Source organism: Bradyrhizobium sp. 2TAF36 (genome assembly GCF_052114925.1).
GTDB classification, from domain to species: Bacteria; Pseudomonadota; Alphaproteobacteria; order Rhizobiales; family Xanthobacteraceae; genus Bradyrhizobium; species Bradyrhizobium barranii.
This window is the reverse complement of record NZ_JBFRFR010000085.1, coordinates 1-15414: the sequence shown is the minus strand read 5'-3', so window position 1 is coordinate 15414 and position 15414 is coordinate 1. Positions and strand designations below refer to the sequence as shown.

Annotated in this window: 18 protein-coding genes; 17 read left to right on the top strand and 1 reads right to left on the bottom strand. The window is 63.2% G+C overall.

Going from position 1 to position 15414, the window contains the following annotated elements; all coding sequences use genetic code 11:
• The first annotated feature begins 29 nt into the window (after window positions 1-29).
• On the top strand, window positions 30-2093 hold the full coding sequence (locus AB4Z51_RS36605) for an FAD-dependent oxidoreductase (protein WP_135214977.1): 2064 nt from the start codon (window positions 30-32) through the stop codon (window positions 2091-2093).
• Between the two features lie 132 nt (window positions 2094-2225).
• Entirely contained in the window at window positions 2226-4229 is a 2004-nt protein-coding gene (locus AB4Z51_RS36600) for an ABC transporter ATP-binding protein (RefSeq protein WP_441499028.1), read from the top strand.
• Here AB4Z51_RS36600 and AB4Z51_RS36595 read toward each other — a convergent pair.
• Entirely contained in the window at window positions 4163-5392 is a 1230-nt protein-coding gene (locus AB4Z51_RS36595) for an FAD-dependent oxidoreductase (RefSeq protein ID WP_441499027.1), read from the bottom strand. The two genes, AB4Z51_RS36600 and AB4Z51_RS36595, sit on opposite strands and share 67 nt — an antisense overlap.
• A 698-nt stretch (window positions 5393-6090) precedes the next feature.
• Here AB4Z51_RS36595 and rpsL point away from each other — a divergent pair.
• From rpsL to rpsQ, 15 genes are all read left to right on the top strand, one after another.
• Window positions 6091-6462: a 30S ribosomal protein S12 gene (rpsL, locus tag AB4Z51_RS36590; protein WP_007603006.1), complete on the top strand. Its 372-nt coding sequence runs from the start codon at window positions 6091-6093 to the stop codon at window positions 6460-6462.
• A 15-nt stretch (window positions 6463-6477) separates the two neighbouring features.
• A complete protein-coding gene (gene rpsG / locus AB4Z51_RS36585) occupies window positions 6478-6948 on the top strand; it encodes a 30S ribosomal protein S7 (RefSeq protein WP_028152987.1) in 471 nt (156 codons plus the stop codon).
• 30 nt (window positions 6949-6978) lie between these two features.
• Window positions 6979-9051, top strand: coding sequence for an elongation factor G (fusA, locus tag AB4Z51_RS36580; protein WP_441499026.1), 2073 nt, complete (start codon window positions 6979-6981; stop codon window positions 9049-9051).
• Window positions 9052-9091: 40 nt separating this feature from the next.
• Window positions 9092-10282 (top strand): elongation factor Tu, encoded by a 1191-nt coding sequence (tuf, locus tag AB4Z51_RS36575; RefSeq protein WP_441499025.1) that lies wholly within the window; start codon window positions 9092-9094, stop codon window positions 10280-10282.
• 84 nt (window positions 10283-10366) lie between these two features.
• Window positions 10367-10675: a 30S ribosomal protein S10 gene (rpsJ, locus tag AB4Z51_RS36570; protein WP_002712302.1), complete on the top strand. Its 309-nt coding sequence runs from the start codon at window positions 10367-10369 to the stop codon at window positions 10673-10675.
• 53 nt (window positions 10676-10728) lie between these two features.
• Window positions 10729-11442, top strand: a complete 714-nt coding sequence (gene rplC, locus AB4Z51_RS36565; protein ID WP_063982578.1) for a 50S ribosomal protein L3 — start codon at window positions 10729-10731, stop codon at window positions 11440-11442.
• Between the two features lies 1 nt (window position 11443).
• Window positions 11444-12064: a 50S ribosomal protein L4 gene (gene rplD, locus AB4Z51_RS36560; protein ID WP_011088150.1), complete on the top strand. Its 621-nt coding sequence runs from the start codon at window positions 11444-11446 to the stop codon at window positions 12062-12064.
• Window positions 12061-12363 (top strand): 50S ribosomal protein L23, encoded by a 303-nt coding sequence (locus tag AB4Z51_RS36555; RefSeq protein WP_007603019.1) that lies wholly within the window; start codon window positions 12061-12063, stop codon window positions 12361-12363. The genes rplD and AB4Z51_RS36555 overlap by 4 nt, the downstream gene beginning before the upstream one ends.
• 12 nt (window positions 12364-12375) lie before the next feature.
• The gene (gene rplB / locus AB4Z51_RS36550) at window positions 12376-13209 is read left to right on the top strand and encodes a 50S ribosomal protein L2 (RefSeq protein ID WP_028152985.1); all 834 of its coding nucleotides are present in this window, start codon (window positions 12376-12378) and stop codon (window positions 13207-13209) included.
• 12 nt (window positions 13210-13221) lie between these two features.
• Complete coding sequence (gene rpsS, locus AB4Z51_RS36545) at window positions 13222-13500, top strand: 30S ribosomal protein S19 (RefSeq protein ID WP_008136357.1); 279 nt, start codon at window positions 13222-13224, stop codon at window positions 13498-13500.
• A 10-nt stretch (window positions 13501-13510) separates the two neighbouring features.
• Window positions 13511-13900, top strand: a complete 390-nt coding sequence (rplV, locus tag AB4Z51_RS36540; RefSeq protein WP_011088147.1) for a 50S ribosomal protein L22 — start codon at window positions 13511-13513, stop codon at window positions 13898-13900.
• 18 nt (window positions 13901-13918) lie between these two features.
• Entirely contained in the window at window positions 13919-14644 is a 726-nt protein-coding gene (gene rpsC / locus AB4Z51_RS36535) for a 30S ribosomal protein S3 (RefSeq protein ID WP_063982580.1), read from the top strand.
• 32 nt (window positions 14645-14676) lie between these two features.
• Complete coding sequence (rplP, locus tag AB4Z51_RS36530; RefSeq protein WP_063982581.1) at window positions 14677-15090, top strand: 50S ribosomal protein L16; 414 nt, start codon at window positions 14677-14679, stop codon at window positions 15088-15090.
• A 5-nt stretch (window positions 15091-15095) separates the two neighbouring features.
• Window positions 15096-15302 carry a 50S ribosomal protein L29 gene (gene rpmC / locus AB4Z51_RS36525; protein ID WP_063986292.1) on the top strand — a complete coding sequence of 69 codons (207 nt, stop codon included), beginning with the start codon at window positions 15096-15098 and terminating at the stop codon, window positions 15300-15302.
• A gap of 13 nt (window positions 15303-15315) precedes the next feature.
• Window positions 15316-15414 (top strand): 30S ribosomal protein S17 (rpsQ, locus tag AB4Z51_RS36520; RefSeq protein WP_441499030.1); only part of this gene is annotated, 99 nt, incomplete at its 3' end.

Genomic DNA, 15414 nt, shown 5'->3' with positions numbered 1-15414 from the left:
GGGGCAGGGCCGGAGACCACGGAACTCATATGCTTGATCTCGCAATCGTAGGCGGCGGCCCCGGCGGGCTGATGAGCGCCTGGTACTTGAAGCGTAAGCTCGGCGACCTCTGCCGCATCACCATCTACGAGGCCTCCGACCGGCTCGGCGGCAAGATCGTCACGCGCAAATTCGATTCCGCGCCGGCGATGTACGAGGCCGGCGTTGCCGAGATCTACGACTACTCGATGACGGGTCCCGATCCGCTGCGCGAGCTGATCCAGCATTTCGGACTTCAGACCATTCCGATGGACGCCGAGCAGGTGCAGTTCGGCGGCGAGCTCCTCAACGACGTCGCGGGCATGCGCCGCAAATACGGCGCCAAGGCTGCAGCTGCGATCGAGGCGTTCCGGAACCGCTGCGCCGAGGCGATGACGCCGATCGAATATTACGAGGGCGTCGGCGCGCACGACAACGAGAATCCCTGGGCCTACAAGACCGCCGAGCAGGTGCTCGACGAGGAGGTCGAGGACGAAACCGCAAAGCGTTTCTTCAAGGTGATGGCGCGCTCCGACATCGCGACCGAAAGCCACAACACCAACGGGCTCAACGCGCTCAAGAACTACCTGATGGATGTCGACGGCTATATCGGCCTCTATTCCATACAGAACGGCAACGAGCAGCTGATCGAGTGCCTGCAGTCGGAGGTCAACGCCGACGTCCAGCTCAATCACCGCGTGCTCACCGTCGGCAAGGCGCCGACCGGCCGCTACCAGCTCAAGATGATGAACGGCAAGGGGCCGGAGACGCGCGACTTCGACCTCGTGCTGGTCTGCCTGCCGCATTCGTGGCTCGCGACCATGGGCTGGGAAGGCGAGCAGCTCCGCAAGTCGATGGTCAAGCACGTCTCGTATTTCGATCGTCCCGCGCACTATCTGCGCGTCTCGATCCTGTTCGACGCGCCGTTCTGGGGCGAGAAGATTTCCGGCGCCTGGTTCATGTCGGAAGCCTTCGGCGGCTGCTGCGTCTACAACGAGGGCGCGCGCCATGACGTTGGCAAGCACGGCGTGCTGAACTGGCTGATTCCCGGCTCCGACGCGCTCGCCTTCGCCAATTTGTCGGATCAGGAGCTGATCGACGCCGCACTGAAATCGCTGCCCGCCTCGCTCGGCGATGCGCGTTCGCATTTCGTGGAAGGCAAGATCCACCGCTGGCTGTCGTCGGTGAACGCCATCCCCGGCGGTCTGCCCGTGCGCGACGTCATGACCAATCACCGGCCGGAGCCGAAGGAGCATCCCGGCATCGTGGTGGTCGGCGATTATCTGTTCGACTCCACGCTGAACGGTCTGCTCGACTCCTCGGACGCGGCGACCGACATCATCCTGACCGAGATGATGCGCCTGCGCCGCGAGCGCGGACAGGAGGAGGGCGAGCCGGTCTCGGACAAGATCGACCGCGACTATTTCGAGAACTATCGCGGCCTCGGTCCCTACAGCGAAGCCTGGCGCCACTTCACCGATCCCGATTATCTGACCAGGCTGATCGGCATCGTCTGGGGCAAGGCCAAGGGCGCCAAGCTGCTGGTCGCGGGCTCGGCCAGCGGCGAACTGGTGGGCGCGCTGCGCGACCGCGGCATCGATGCCTTCGGCATCGAGAACAACCGCGCCATCCACGCCAGGACGCCGAAGGCGCTGAAGAAGTACAACAAGCTCGGCTCGATCACCGACATGCCGTTCAAGGATGGCGCCTTCGACTTCGTGTTCGAGACCAGCCTCTGCCATGTTTCCCCGAAGCAGGTGGTCCGCGCGATCCGCGAACTGAACCGCGTGGTCAAGACCGGCCTCGTGTTCGGCTCGATCACCTCGGACATGGCTTCAGTGGTGATCGACCGCTACGACCTGCTGCGCGGCGTCAAGAAGCTCGGCACCTGGTGGGAATGGTCCGAGCTGTTCTTCGGCAACGGCTTTGACCTGTCGATGCATCGCAAGGACTGCACCGATGCGCTCTGGGAGGCGACGCTTGCTGCCAACAAGGGCCCGGGTCAGTGGTACGCCGACGCCGACAGCCTGCGTTATTCCTTCTTCGACAAGGTCGAGGATGAGGACGACGACTAGAGACGGGATCGGACCGGCCTAGCCAATTGCTTTGCCGAATTCGTCATGATCGCATAGAATCGGTGCGATAGCGGTTGCCGCTATTTCCTGCTTTCTCCGCGGTCATGCCGGCCGTCAGCATCGGTTGGTTTCATGGCGTCCAAGCCCCTCCCGCCCGACAAACAGAAACTCGCCACGGAAGAGGCGGCCGAGCTCGACGACAAGCTTGTCCCCGTCAAGGCGGACCTCGAAGACGACGAGGACGACGAAGACGAGGAGGACGAGCTGGAGCTCGACGATGAGGACGAGGAGCTCGTCGTCTTTACCGCGCGCGAGGCCGCAGGCGCGCTCGCGACCATCCTGGGTTTCGTCAAGCCGTTCCTGTCCAACTACAAGCGGATGCTGTCATTCGTGGCGTTCGGCGTCTGCGTCGAGACGCTGTTCAACGTCATCATGCCGCTCAGCCTGAAGTACCTGATCGACGACGCGCTCGGCGAGGAGGATTTCCAGGCGCTCTACAAGATCCTCGGCGTGCTCGCGGTCGCCGGCATCTTCACCTCGATCGTGGCGGTCTGGTACGAGCGCTGGGACGCTAGGCTGGCTGCCTGCATCATCTCCGATGTCCGCAAGCGCCTGTTCGAGCATGTCCAGGACCTGCCGGCGGCCTATTTCGGCCGCACCAAGCGCGGCGAGATCCTGTCGCGCTTTTCCGTCGACCTTTCGGCCTTCGAGGGCTCGGTCAAGACCTTCGCCAACAGTGCAGCGCTGCCGTTCCTGGAATTGATCGCCGGCATCATCCTGATGTTGTTCCTGAACTGGCAGCTCGCCGCGGTCGCGCTGCTGGTGTTCCCGATCACGCTGATCGGGCCGCGCATCCTCACCCCGAAGGCGGTGCAGGCCAATTACGAGCAGAAGCAGAACGAGAGCGCGCTGCTCGGCATGGTGCAGGAGAATGTGGCCGCGCAGGCCGTGATCAAGGCGTTCAGCCTGCAACGCAAGATGTTCGGCTTCTTCAGCTTCCGCAACGACGAGACCCGCCGCAAGATCGCTTCGGCTGCGTTCCTGTCGACCATGGTGGAGCGGACGGTCACTATTTCGGTGCTGCTGCTGCACCTCGTCGTGCTCGCAATCGGCGCCTATCTGGCGACCAAGGGCCAGATCACCATCGGCACCTTCGTCACCTTCGAGAGTGCGTTCTGGGAGGTCTCCTACAACATCGCCCACGTGATGCACTTCATCCCGGTGTCGATCTCCTCGGCCGCCGCCATCCGCCACATGCAGGAGCTGCTGGACGAGCCGACGCGCGGCGCCGATCGTCCCGGCGCGCCCGATCTGCCGCGCATCACCAACGACATCACCTTCGACCACGTGACGTTCCAGTACGAAGGCAGCCAGACGCCGGTGCTGGACAATCTCAGCCTCAAGCTCAACGCCGGCAAGCGCATCGCCATCGTCGGCCCCTCGGGCTCCGGCAAGAGCACGCTGCTCAATTTGATCCTGCGGCTGTACGTGCCCAACGAGGGGCGCGTCGCCATCGACGGCGTCGACGTCCGCAAGGTGACGCTGGATTCGCTGCGCCGGAGCATGGCGGTGGTGTTCCAGGAGAACATGCTGTTCAACATGTCGATTCGCGAGAACATCCGGCTCGGCAAGGAAGGCGCGACCGACGAGGAGGTGGAGGACGCCGCCAAGAAGGCCGAGATCCACCGCTACATCATGAGCCTGCCGCAGCGCTACGACACGCCGGTCGGCGAGCGCGGCGATACGCTGTCGGGCGGCCAGCGCCAGCGCATCGCGATCGCGCGCGCGGTCATCCGTAACCCTTCCGTGCTGCTGCTGGACGAAGCCACCTCGGCGCTCGACCAGACCACCGAGGCCGCGATCAACCGCACGCTGCTGAAGGTCGCGAAGGGGYGCACCATGATCTGGTCGACCCATCGCCTGACCTCCGTGGTCGAGATGGACGAGATCATCGTGATCTCAGGGGGCAGGGCGATCGAGCGCGGCTCGCATGCCGAGCTGCTCGCCAGGAACGGCACCTATCGCAAGCTGTGGAACGACCAGATCCACCAGCCGCATGGCGCTGTGGCTCAGGCCGATGACGACAGCGACGATGACGACGAGGATGATGAGGACGAGGACGACGAGGAGGCGTGACCGAGGAAGTTCGGCTCCAGATGAATTGCTCCTCCGAGCGGCCGCAGCAAGCCTTGAACTGTCCAAGCGATGAAGCGCGCCCAGCGATGCGCGGTCCAGTAGGGACTCGTCGCGGTCGTGACAGAGCGGAACTCGAACGCCTTCGCCGCCGACCATTCGTCGCAGGCCCGCTTGACCGGATCGGCGTAGAAGGTGGCGATCTTGGCCCCGTCCATCCCGTCGGAGGCGAGCCACTCCGGGATATGGACGTTGCAGAGCCGCTCGACGTCGATGAAGACCTTGTCACAGCCGGTGCCGGCGGCGGGGCAGGAGGTCGAGAACGCATCGCCCACCAGCACGAGGCCGGGCTGGCCGCTTGCGTCGTTCACATAGAGGTCGACCGGACGGATCTTGATCTCGCCGGCGATGTCGAAGGCGCCGGTGATGCGCTTGAGCCGGGGCAGGGCGGCGTTCAGCGTCTCGGCTGGCGCGCGGCGCAATTCGCGCAGCCATGGGTCGTCGACGCCGCGATAGACGAACAGATTGGCGCGCATCCGCGGACCGGTCGGAAACAGCGTGATGTAGGGGATTCGGTCGCTCGGCCGTTCCGAGAAATAGGTCAGCGCCGGGAAGTCGAACGAATTCCGCCCCGCCGGCACCACGTCGAACCCGATCGAGATCGAATGGCAGGCGCTGATGATTTTTCGCGCGATGCCGAGCTGGTGGCGCAGGCCGACGTTCAGGCCGTTGGCGAGCATGACGAGTCGGGCCGAGATCGTCTCCTCATTGGAGAGCGTGATCTTTTGCCGCTCCGGGCTCGTCGAGAGCGAGACCGCCTTTGCACAGATGCGCTCGACGCCAGCAGGGATCTCGTCGCGGACGGCGTTGACGAGCGAATCGTAGAGGATGTTGAACTGCCGACTCGGCGCCTTGTCGAGCAACCGGCCGAATCGGGCGATCCAGTTTTCGGCAAAGGTCGCGCGGCGCAGCACCGATTCTCCGATTCCGGTCTTCAGGAATCGCTCGACCTGGACGTGACCACTGAGTTTTTCGACTCGAAAGTCCGCCGGATAGCTCGCATGCGGGTCGATCAGCACCGTCGAAATGCTGGCGCGGCCGAGCATTGCGGCGGCGGTTGAGCCGGACAATCCCCCGCCGATAATGGCAATGTCGGTGTAGCGCATGGTGCAAATCTCTGCCGCAGGCGGCAGATTGACGCATCAACAGGAAAAAAAACCTTAGCACGGGTTATAAAAGTACATTTAACCCGGGTATAAATTGTTTTTGGGCTGGCGGAACAGGCGTCCGGTCCCCATATCCGACAGGCGCGGTGAGTGCGGGCAAACAGCGATTTCGTCAGGTGGCAGAAGCGTTTTCTGACTGTCGTTTCACCTTGACTTGGCCGACTCTCACTTATAGAAAGCGCCTCACTTAACGACAGGCGGTGAGCATCGCCAGCGTCGGAACGGGCCACCCGTTGATCCGCAGGGATTAGATCCCCAAGGATCGGATCCTCAGGGATCGCTAAGACGGGCACCAACCTCGACGAATGCCGCTCAAACGCTGTCGATCATAGCTAGGCAATGCCAGTGCGATTTTAGGTCTCTTGAGCTCGTTCTCTTGAGGTCGAATTCGGATGCATGACCTCGGTGCGCGGGCCGCAGCTTTATGCTGATTGGCCTGAAACTGCGGTCCTCTGTGGCGTCGTAACGCTTTCCGCTCGGTGATGGAKCGGTTGGCGCGATTTCGCTTTGTGCGGATTGTTCCGTGCGAGGCGACCTCGTCGGGCGGGTGGCCCGAAAAGAATTGCGGTTCCGGCAACGGGCCGCGCCAAGACAGCGGACCCGGAAGGGGCCGCGGCAGAACAAAGGGTAAGGCCAGGATGCCGACGATCAACCAGCTGATCGCTCAACCGCGTGAAGTGCAGAAGTCGCGCAAGAAGGTGCCGGCGCTGCAGCAGTCGCCGCAGAAGCGTGGTGTTTGCACCCGCGTCTACACCACGACCCCGAAGAAGCCGAACTCGGCGCTTCGTAAGGTCGCCAAGGTGCGCCTGACGAACGGCTTCGAGGTGATCGGCTACATCCCCGGCGAAGGTCATAACCTCCAGGAGCACTCGGTGGTCATGATCCGCGGCGGCCGCGTCAAGGACTTGCCCGGCGTGCGCTACCACATCCTCCGCGGCGTTCTGGATACCCAGGGCGTCAAGAACCGTAAGCAGCGTCGTTCGAAGTACGGCGCCAAGCGTCCGAAGTAAACGGGAACCAGCTCAATGTCTCGTCGCCACTCAGCGGAAAAGCGCGAAGTTCTCCCGGATCCGAAGTTCGGGAACATCATCGTCACGAAGTTCATGAACTCGGTGATGTACGCCGGCAAGAAGTCGGTCGCCGAAGGCATCGTCTACGGTGCGTTTGGCATCATCGAAGCCAAGACCAAGCAGAGTCCGCTCGGCGTGTTCGAGCAGGCGCTCGAGAACGTCATGCCGACGATCGAAGTGCGCTCCCGCCGCGTCGGCGGCGCGACCTACCAGGTTCCGGTCGAAGTTCGCTCGACCCGCCGTCAGGCGCTGGGCATCCGCTGGCTGATCTCGGCTGCGCGCGAGCGCAACGAGAAGACGATGACCGAGCGACTCTCGGCTGAGCTGCTCGACGCCTCGAACAACCGCGGCAACGCCGTCAAGAAGCGTGAAGACGTGCACCGGATGGCGGAAGCCAACCGCGCCTTCTCGCACTATCGCTGGTAACGGCGAAACACGGAATCTAAGGAACAGCCCATGCCTCGCGTTCATGCCATAGAGAACTACCGCAATTTCGGTATCATGGCGCATATCGATGCCGGCAAGACCACGACCACCGAGCGCATCCTCTATTACACCGGCAAGAGCCACAAGATCGGCGAAGTGCACGAAGGTGCCGCGACGATGGACTGGATGGAGCAGGAGCAGGAGCGTGGCATCACGATCACCTCGGCTGCCACCACCGCATTCTGGGCCGGCAAGCGCCTGAACATCATCGACACCCCCGGCCACGTCGACTTCACCATCGAAGTCGAGCGTTCGCTGCGCGTGCTCGATGGCGCCGTCTGCGTGCTCGACTCGAACCAGGGCGTCGAGCCCCAGACCGAGACCGTCTGGCGCCAGGGCGACAAGTATAAGGTTCCGCGCATCGTCTTCGCCAACAAGATGGACAAGACGGGTGCCGACTTCTTCAAGTGTCTGGCCGACATCGTTGACCGCCTCGGCGCCAAGCCGATCGCGATCCAGCTTCCGATCGGTGCCGAGAACAACTTCAAGGGTCTCGTCGACCTCGTGAAGATGCAGGGTATCATCTGGAACGATGAATCGCTCGGCGCGAAGTTCRACTATGTCGACATCCCGGAAGATATGGTCGAGCAGGCCAAGGAATACCGCGAGAAGATGGTGGAAGCCGCCGTCGAGCTCGACGATGACGCATTGGCCGCCTTCCTCGACGGCAACGAACCGGATGAAGCGACGCTGAAGCGGCTGATCCGCAAGGCGGTGCTGACCGGCGCGTTCTATCCCGTGCTGTGCGGCTCGGCCTTCAAGAACAAGGGCGTGCAGCCGCTGCTCGACGCCGTCGTCGACTAYCTGCCGTCGCCGATCGACGTGCCCGCGATCAAGGGCACCGACGACCGCGGCAACGAGGTCGTGCGCAAGGCCGACGACAAGGAGCCGCTCGCGCTGCTCGCGTTCAAGATCATGGACGACCCGTTCGTCGGCACCATCACCTTCTGCCGCATCTACTCCGGCGTCCTGCAGAGCGGCACCGGTGTCGTGAACTCGACGCGCGAGAAGAAGGAGCGCATCGGGCGCATGCTGCTGATGCATGCGAACAACCGCGAGGACATCAAGGAAGCCTATGCCGGCGACATCGTCGCGCTGGCCGGCCTGAAGGAAGCGCGCACCGGTGACACGCTGTGCGATCCCGACAAGCAGGTGATCCTGGAGAAGATGGAATTCCCCGAGCCGGTCATCGAGATCGCGATCGAGCCGAAGTCCAAGGCCGACCAGGAAAAGCTGGGCGTGGCGCTGGCGAAGCTCGCCGCGGAGGATCCGTCCTTCCGCGTGTCGACCGACCAGGAGTCCGGCCAGACCATCCTCAAGGGCATGGGCGAACTCCATCTCGACATCAAGGTCGACATCCTCAGGCGTACCTACAAGGTCGACGCAAACATCGGCGCGCCGCAGGTTGCGTTCCGTGAGCGCGTCACCAAGAAGGCCGAGGTCAAGTACACCCACAAGAAGCAGACCGGCGGTACCGGTCAGTTCGCGGAAGTGTCGATCGTGGTCGAGCCGAACGAGCCCGGCAAGGGCTACGAGTTCGAGTCCAAGATCGTCGGCGGTGCGGTTCCGAAGGAATACATCCCCGGCGTCGAAAAGGGCCTCAACAGCGTGATGAGCTCTGGTGTCGTCGCGGGCTTCCCCGTGGTCGACGTCAAGGTTCASCTCGTCGACGGCAAGTACCACGACGTCGACTCGTCGGCGCTCGCCTTCGAAATCGCATCGCGCGCGGCATTCCGCGAAGCGCTGCAGAAGGGCAAGTCCGTCCTGCTCGAGCCGATCATGAAGGTCGAAGTGGTGACCCCGGAAGACTACACCGGCTCGGTCATCGGCGACCTGAATTCCCGGCGCGGTCAGATCCAGGGTCAGGACATGCGCGGCAACGCCAACGTCATCAACGCGATGGTGCCGCTCATGAACATGTTCGGGTACGTGAACAACCTGCGCTCGATGAGCCAGGGTCGCGCGACCTTCACCATGCAGTTCGACCACTACGCAGAAGCGCCGGCCAATGTGTCGGCAGAAGTCCAGAAGAAGTTTGCCTGATTGTCGTCGGTCTCGAACTGACGATTGAACGGAGAGTCAAATGGCCAAAGCAAAGTTTGAACGTAACAAACCGCACTGCAACATCGGCACCATCGGTCACGTCGACCATGGCAAGACGTCGTTGACGGCTGCGATCACCAAGATCCTCGCCGAGACCGGCGGTGCGACGTTCACGGCGTACGACCAGATCGACAAGGCGCCGGAAGAGAAGGCGCGCGGCATCACGATCTCGACGGCGCACGTCGAGTACGAGACCAAGAACCGCCACTATGCCCACGTCGACTGCCCGGGCCACGCCGACTACGTGAAGAACATGATCACCGGCGCCGCCCAGATGGACGGTGCGATCCTGGTCGTGTCGGCCGCTGACGGCCCGATGCCGCAGACCCGCGAGCACATCCTGCTTGCCCGCCAGGTCGGCGTGCCTGCGCTCGTCGTGTTCCTCAACAAGTGCGACATGGTCGACGATCCGGAACTGCTCGAGCTCGTCGAGCTCGAAGTCCGCGAGCTGCTCTCGAAGTACGACTTCCCGGGCGACAAGATCCCGATCATCAAGGGTTCGGCGCTCGCCGCTCTCGAAGATTCCGACAAGAAGCTCGGCCATGACGCCATCCTCGAGCTGATGAAGAATGTCRACGAGTACATTCCGCAACCGGAGCGTCCGGTCGACCAGCCCTTCCTGATGCCGGTTGAAGACGTGTTCTCGATCTCGGGCCGCGGCACCGTCGTGACCGGCCGTGTCGAACGCGGCATCGTCAAGGTCGGCGAGGAAATCGAGATCGTCGGTCTGCGCGCCACGCAGAAGACCACGGTCACGGGCGTCGAAATGTTCCGCAAGCTGCTCGATCAGGGCCAGGCCGGCGACAACATCGGTGCGCTGCTCCGCGGCACCAAGCGCGAGGACGTCGAGCGCGGCCAGGTGCTGTGCAAGCCGGGTTCGGTCAAGCCGCACACCAAGTTCAAGGCTGAGGCCTACATCCTCACCAAGGAAGAGGGCGGCCGCCACACCCCGTTCTTCACCAACTACCGTCCGCAGTTCTACTTCCGCACCACCGACGTGACCGGTGTCGTGCATCTGCCGGAAGGCACCGAGATGGTGATGCCGGGCGACAACATCGCGATGGAAGTACACCTGATCGTGCCGATCGCGATGGAAGAGAAGCTCCGCTTCGCGATCCGCGAAGGTGGCCGCACCGTCGGCGCCGGCGTCGTCGCCTCGATCATCGAGTAATTACGAGAATAGGGATTGGCGCGTAGCGAGTGTGACATTCGCTATTCGCTATTCGCCACCCCCCACTAAAGAGAGACCACGGCAATGAACGGCCAAAACATTCGTATCCGTCTCAAGGCGTTCGACCATCGTATCCTCGATACGTCGACCCGCGAGATCGTGAACACGGCGAAGCGCACCGGCGCGCAGGTCCGCGGACCCATTCCGCTGCCCACCCGCATCGAGAAGTTCACCGTCAACCGTTCGCCTCACGTCGACAAGAAGAGCCGCGAGCAGTTCGAGATGCGCACTCACAAGCGCCTGCTCGACATCGTCGATCCGACCCCGCAGACCGTCGATGCTTTGATGAAGCTCGACCTGGCCGCCGGTGTCGACGTCGAGATCAAGCTCTAAGATTTTTGGATCACGTTCGCGACTAGCGGACAGAAAGAACAGGAAGCACGCCGATGCGCTCCGGAGTGATCGCACAAAAGGTCGGGATGACGCGGGTCTTTACAGAGGCCGGCGAACATATCCCCGTGACCGTGCTGAAGCTCGGCAATTGCCAGGTCGTAGGCCACCGCACTGAAGAGAAGAACGGTTACGTCGCGCTCCAGCTTGGTTCTGGCAGCCGCAAGACCGTGTACATGCCCAAGGCAGAGCGCGGCCAGTTCGCGGTCGCCAAGGTCGAGCCGAAGCGGCAGGTCGAGGAATTCCGCGTCTCCGCGGATGCCATGATACCCGTTGGCGCCGAGATCCTTGCCGATCATTTCGTCGTCGGTCAGTTCGTCGACGTCACCGGCACCTCGGTCGGTAAGGGCTTCGCCGGCGGTATGAAGCGCTGGAACTTCGGCGGTCTGCGCGCCACCCACGGTGTGTCGGTCTCGCACCGCTCGATCGGTTCGACCGGTGGCCGTCAGGACCCCGGCAAGACCTGGAAGAACAAGAAGATGCCCGGCCACATGGGTGTCGACCGCATCACCACGCTCAACCTTCGAGTCGTTCAGCTCGATGTCGAGCGCGGCCTGATCCTCGTCGAAGGCGCCGTTCCCGGCTCCAAGGGCGGTTGGATCCGCGTGCGCGACGCTGTCAAGAAGCCGCTGCCGAAGGATGCTCCGAAGCCCGGCAAGTTCAAGGTTGCTGGCGAAGCGGACGCTGCTCCGGCTGCGCAGGAGGCGTGAGATGGAATTGAAGGTCACGACCCTCGAAGGTAAGGAAGCCGGCTCGGTCCAGCTTTCCGACGCCATTTTCGGCCTCGAGCCGCGCCAGGACATCATTGCGCGTTGCGTGCAGTGGCAGCTCAACAAGCGTCAGGCCGGCACTCACAAGGCCAAGGGCCGCGCCGAGATCTGGCGCACCGGCAAGAAGATGTACAAGCAGAAGGGCACCGGCGGTGCTCGTCACGGCTCGGCCCGCGTGCCGCAGTTCCGCGGCGGTGGCCGTGCCTTCGGTCCGGTGGTGCGTTCGCACGCCACCGACCTGCCGAAGAAGGTCCGCGCGCTTGCCCTCAAGCATGCGCTGTCGGCCAAGGCCAAGGACGGCGATCTGCTGGTGATCGACAAGGCTGCGCTGGAAGCCGCCAAGACCAAGGCGCTGCTCGGCCATTTCTCGGGCCTCGGCTTGACCAACGCGCTGATCATCGACGGCGCCGAGCTCAACAACGGCTTTGCCGCTGCGGCCCGCAACATCCCGAACATGGACGTGCTGCCGATCCAGGGCATCAACGTCTATGACATCCTGCGCCGTCAGAAGCTCGTTCTGACCAAGGCCGCCATCGATGCGCTGGAGGCGCGCTTCAAATGACGAAGAACATCGAGCCTCGCCACTACGACGTGATCTTGTCGCCGGTCGTGACCGAAAAGGCGACGATCGCCTCGGAGCACAACAAGGTCCTGTTCAAGGTGGCCGCGAAGGCGACCAAGCCGCAGATCAAGGAAGCGATCGAGAAGCTGTTCGACGTCAAGGTCAAGAGCGTCAACACGCTGGTCCGCAAGGGCAAGACCAAGATCTTCCGCGGCAATCTCGGCTCGCAGTCGAACAGCAAGCGCGCGATCGTGACCCTCGAAGAGGGCCACCGGATCGACGTGACCACCGGTCTGTAAGGTCGTACGACGATGGCACTGAAAAAATTCAATCCCACGACGCCGGGCCAGCGCCAGCTGGTCATGGTCGATCGTTCGGCCCTCTACAAGGGCAAGCCGGTCAAGGCGCTCACCGAGGGCAAGCACTCCTCGGGCGGTCGCAACAACACCGGTCGCATCACCGTGCGCTTCCGCGGCGGCGGTCACAAGCAGACGCTGCGCATCGTCGACTTCAAGCGCGACAAGGTCGATGCGCCCGCGACGGTCGAGCGGCTGGAATACGATCCGAACCGCACCGCGTTCATCGCGCTGGTCAAGTACGAAGACGGCACCCAGGCCTATATCCTGGCGCCGCAGCGCCTTGCCGTCGGTGATTCCGTGGTTGCCGGCAACTATGTCGACGTGAAGCCGGGCAACGTCATGCCGCTCGGCAACATGCCGGTCGGCACGATCATCCACAACATCGAGGTCAAGATCGGGAAGGGCGGCCAGCTCGCTCGTTCCGCCGGCACCTACGCCCAGCTCGTCGGCCGCGACCACGACTACGTGATCATCCGCCTGAACTCGGGCGAGCAGCGCCTGGTGCATGGCCGTTGCCGCGGCACGATCGGCGCGGTGTCGAACCCGGATCACATGAACACCTCGATCGGCAAGGCCGGCCGCAACCGTTGGCTGGGCCGCAAGCCGCATAACCGCGGTGTCTCGATGAACCCGATCGACCATCCGCACGGCGGTGGTGAAGGTCGTACCTCGGGCGGTCGCCACCCGGTCACCCCGTGGGGCAAGCCGACCAAGGGCAAGAAGACCCGCAGCAACAAGTCGACCAACAAATTCATTCTCCTAAGCCGCCACAAGCGGAAGAAGTAAGGAACGCCGGACATGGTTCGTTCAGTCTGGAAAGGCCCGTTCGTCGAGGGTTCTCTGCTCAAGAAGGCAGATGCCGCCCGCGCGTCCGGCCGTCACGACGTCATCAAGATCTGGAGCCGTCGCTCGACGATCCTGCCGCAGTTCGTCGGCCTGACCTTCGGTGTCTACAACGGTCAGAAGCACGTCCCGGTGGCCGTCAACGAGGAAATGGTCGGTCACAAGTTCGGCGAGTTCTCGCCGACCCGGACCTTCCATGGCCACTCCGGGGACAAGAAAGCCAAGAAGGCTTGAGGATTAAACGATGAGCAAACCTAAGCGCGAACGGAGCCTCGCCGAGAACGAGGCCAAGGCGGTCGCCCGGATGCTGCGGGTGAGCCCGCAGAAGCTCAACCTGGTCGCCCAGCTCATTCGCGGCCGGAAGGCGGCTGCTGCGCTCGCCGACCTGCAGTTTTCGCGCAAGCGGATCGCGGTTGACGTGAAGAAGTGCCTGGAATCGGCTATCGCCAATGCCGAGAACAACCACGACCTCGATGTCGACGATCTCGTCGTGGCGCAGGCGTTCGTCGGCAACGGCCTCGTGATGAAGCGCTTTGCCGCCCGCGGCCGTGGCCGCTCGGGCCGTGTCTACAAACCATTTTCGCAGCTGACGATCATTGTTCGTCAGGTCGAAGCCGAAGCAGCAGCGGCTTAAGGGTCGCAGGAGAAAACGATGGGTCAAAAGATCAATCCAATCGGTCTGCGTCTCGGCATCAACCGGACCTGGGATTCCCGCTGGTTCGCCGGCAAGCAGGAATACGGCAAGCTGCTGCACGAGGACGTCAAGATCCGCGAGATCCTGCACAAGGAGCTCAAGCAGGCGGCCGTCGCCCGCATCGTGATCGAGCGTCCGCACAAGAAGTGCCGCGTCACCATCCACTCGGCTCGTCCGGGCGTGGTGATCGGCAAGAAGGGCGCCGACATCGATAAGCTGCGCAAGAAGGTCGCGGACATCACCTCGTCCGACGTCGTCATCAACATCGTCGAGATCCGCAAGCCGGAGCTCGATGCGACGCTGGTGGCCGAGTCGATCGCGCAGCAGCTCGAGCGCCGCGTGGCGTTCCGCCGTGCCATGAAGCGCGCCGTGCAGTCGGCGATGCGTCTCGGCGCGGAAGGCATCCGCATCAACTGCTCGGGTCGTCTGGGCGGCGCGGAAATCGCGCGCATGGAGTGGTACCGCGAAGGTCGCGTGCCGCTGCACACGCTGCGCGCCGACATCGACTACGGCGTTGCGACCGCGTTCACGACCTTCGGCACCTGCGGTGTCAAGGTCTGGATCTTCAAAGGCGAGATCCTCGAGCACGATCCGATGGCCCAGGACAAGAGAATGGCCGAAGGCGAGACCGGCGGYGGTGGTGATCGCGGTGGCCGTGGGCGCCGTGACAACGCTGCGGCCTGACGCCAGCACAGAGAATTTGAGGGCTTGAAGCCATGATGCAACCTAAGAAAACGAAGTTCCGGAAGGCGCATAAGGGCCGTATCCACGGCGTTGCGTCTTCGGGTGCGACGTTGGCCTTCGGCCAGTTCGGCCTGAAGGCGACCGAGCCGGAGCGCGTTACCGCGCGCCAGATCGAAGCCGCTCGCCGCGCGCTGACCCGCCACATGAAGCGCGCCGGCCGCGTCTGGATCCGCGTGTTCCCCGACGTTCCGGTGTCGAAGAAGCCGGCCGAAGTCCGCATGGGCTCCGGCAAGGGTGCTCCGGAACTGTGGGTCGCGCGCGTCAAGCCCGGCCGGGTGCTGTTCGAGATCGACGGCGTCAACACCCAGACGGCGCGTGAAGCGCTGACCCTGGCGGCCGCCAAGCTGCCGATCAAGACGCGCTTCGTCGAGCGCATTGCGGAGTAATGGCCATGGCCCAGATGAAGATCGAAGACATCCGTGCATTGAGCCCTGATCAGCAGGATGACGCCATCCTGAATCTGAAGAAGGAGCGCTTCAACCTGCGCTTCCAGCGCGCCACCGGGCAGCTCGAGAACACCTCGCGCCTGCGCGAGGCTCGCCGTGACATCGCCCGCATCAAGACCGTCGCCGCGCAGAAGCGCGCGAAAGAGAAGTAAGGGGCTTACGAATATGCCGAAACGTACTTTGCAAGGCGTGGTCGTCAGCGACAAGACTGCCAAGACCGTTGTGGTGCGCGTCGATCGCCGCTTCACGCACCCGATCTACAAG

Excerpts from the sequence above, each read along its gene's own strand:
- rpsL (WP_007603006.1), top strand. The coding sequence starts at position 6,091 with ATGCCGACGATCAACCAGCTGATCGCTCAACCGCGTGAAGTGCAGAAG.
- rpsJ (WP_002712302.1), top strand. The coding sequence starts at position 10,367 with ATGAACGGCCAAAACATTCGTATCCGTCTCAAGGCGTTCGACCATCGT.
- AB4Z51_RS36555 (WP_007603019.1), top strand. The coding sequence starts at position 12,061 with ATGACGAAGAACATCGAGCCTCGCCACTACGACGTGATCTTGTCGCCG.
- rplV (WP_011088147.1), top strand. The coding sequence starts at position 13,511 with ATGAGCAAACCTAAGCGCGAACGGAGCCTCGCCGAGAACGAGGCCAAG.
- rplP (WP_063982581.1), top strand. The coding sequence starts at position 14,677 with ATGATGCAACCTAAGAAAACGAAGTTCCGGAAGGCGCATAAGGGCCGT.
- rpmC (WP_063986292.1), top strand. The coding sequence starts at position 15,096 with ATGGCCCAGATGAAGATCGAAGACATCCGTGCATTGAGCCCTGATCAG.
- rplD (WP_011088150.1), top strand. The coding sequence starts at position 11,444 with ATGGAATTGAAGGTCACGACCCTCGAAGGTAAGGAAGCCGGCTCGGTC.
- rplB (WP_028152985.1), top strand. The coding sequence starts at position 12,376 with ATGGCACTGAAAAAATTCAATCCCACGACGCCGGGCCAGCGCCAGCTG.
- AB4Z51_RS36605 (WP_135214977.1), top strand. The coding sequence starts at position 30 with ATGCTTGATCTCGCAATCGTAGGCGGCGGCCCCGGCGGGCTGATGAGC.
- rpsG (WP_028152987.1), top strand. The coding sequence starts at position 6,478 with ATGTCTCGTCGCCACTCAGCGGAAAAGCGCGAAGTTCTCCCGGATCCG.
- rpsS (WP_008136357.1), top strand. The coding sequence starts at position 13,222 with ATGGTTCGTTCAGTCTGGAAAGGCCCGTTCGTCGAGGGTTCTCTGCTC.
- AB4Z51_RS36595 (WP_441499027.1), bottom strand. The coding sequence starts at position 5,392 with ATGCGCTACACCGACATTGCCATTATCGGCGGGGGATTGTCCGGCTCA.
- rplC (WP_063982578.1), top strand. The coding sequence starts at position 10,729 with ATGCGCTCCGGAGTGATCGCACAAAAGGTCGGGATGACGCGGGTCTTT.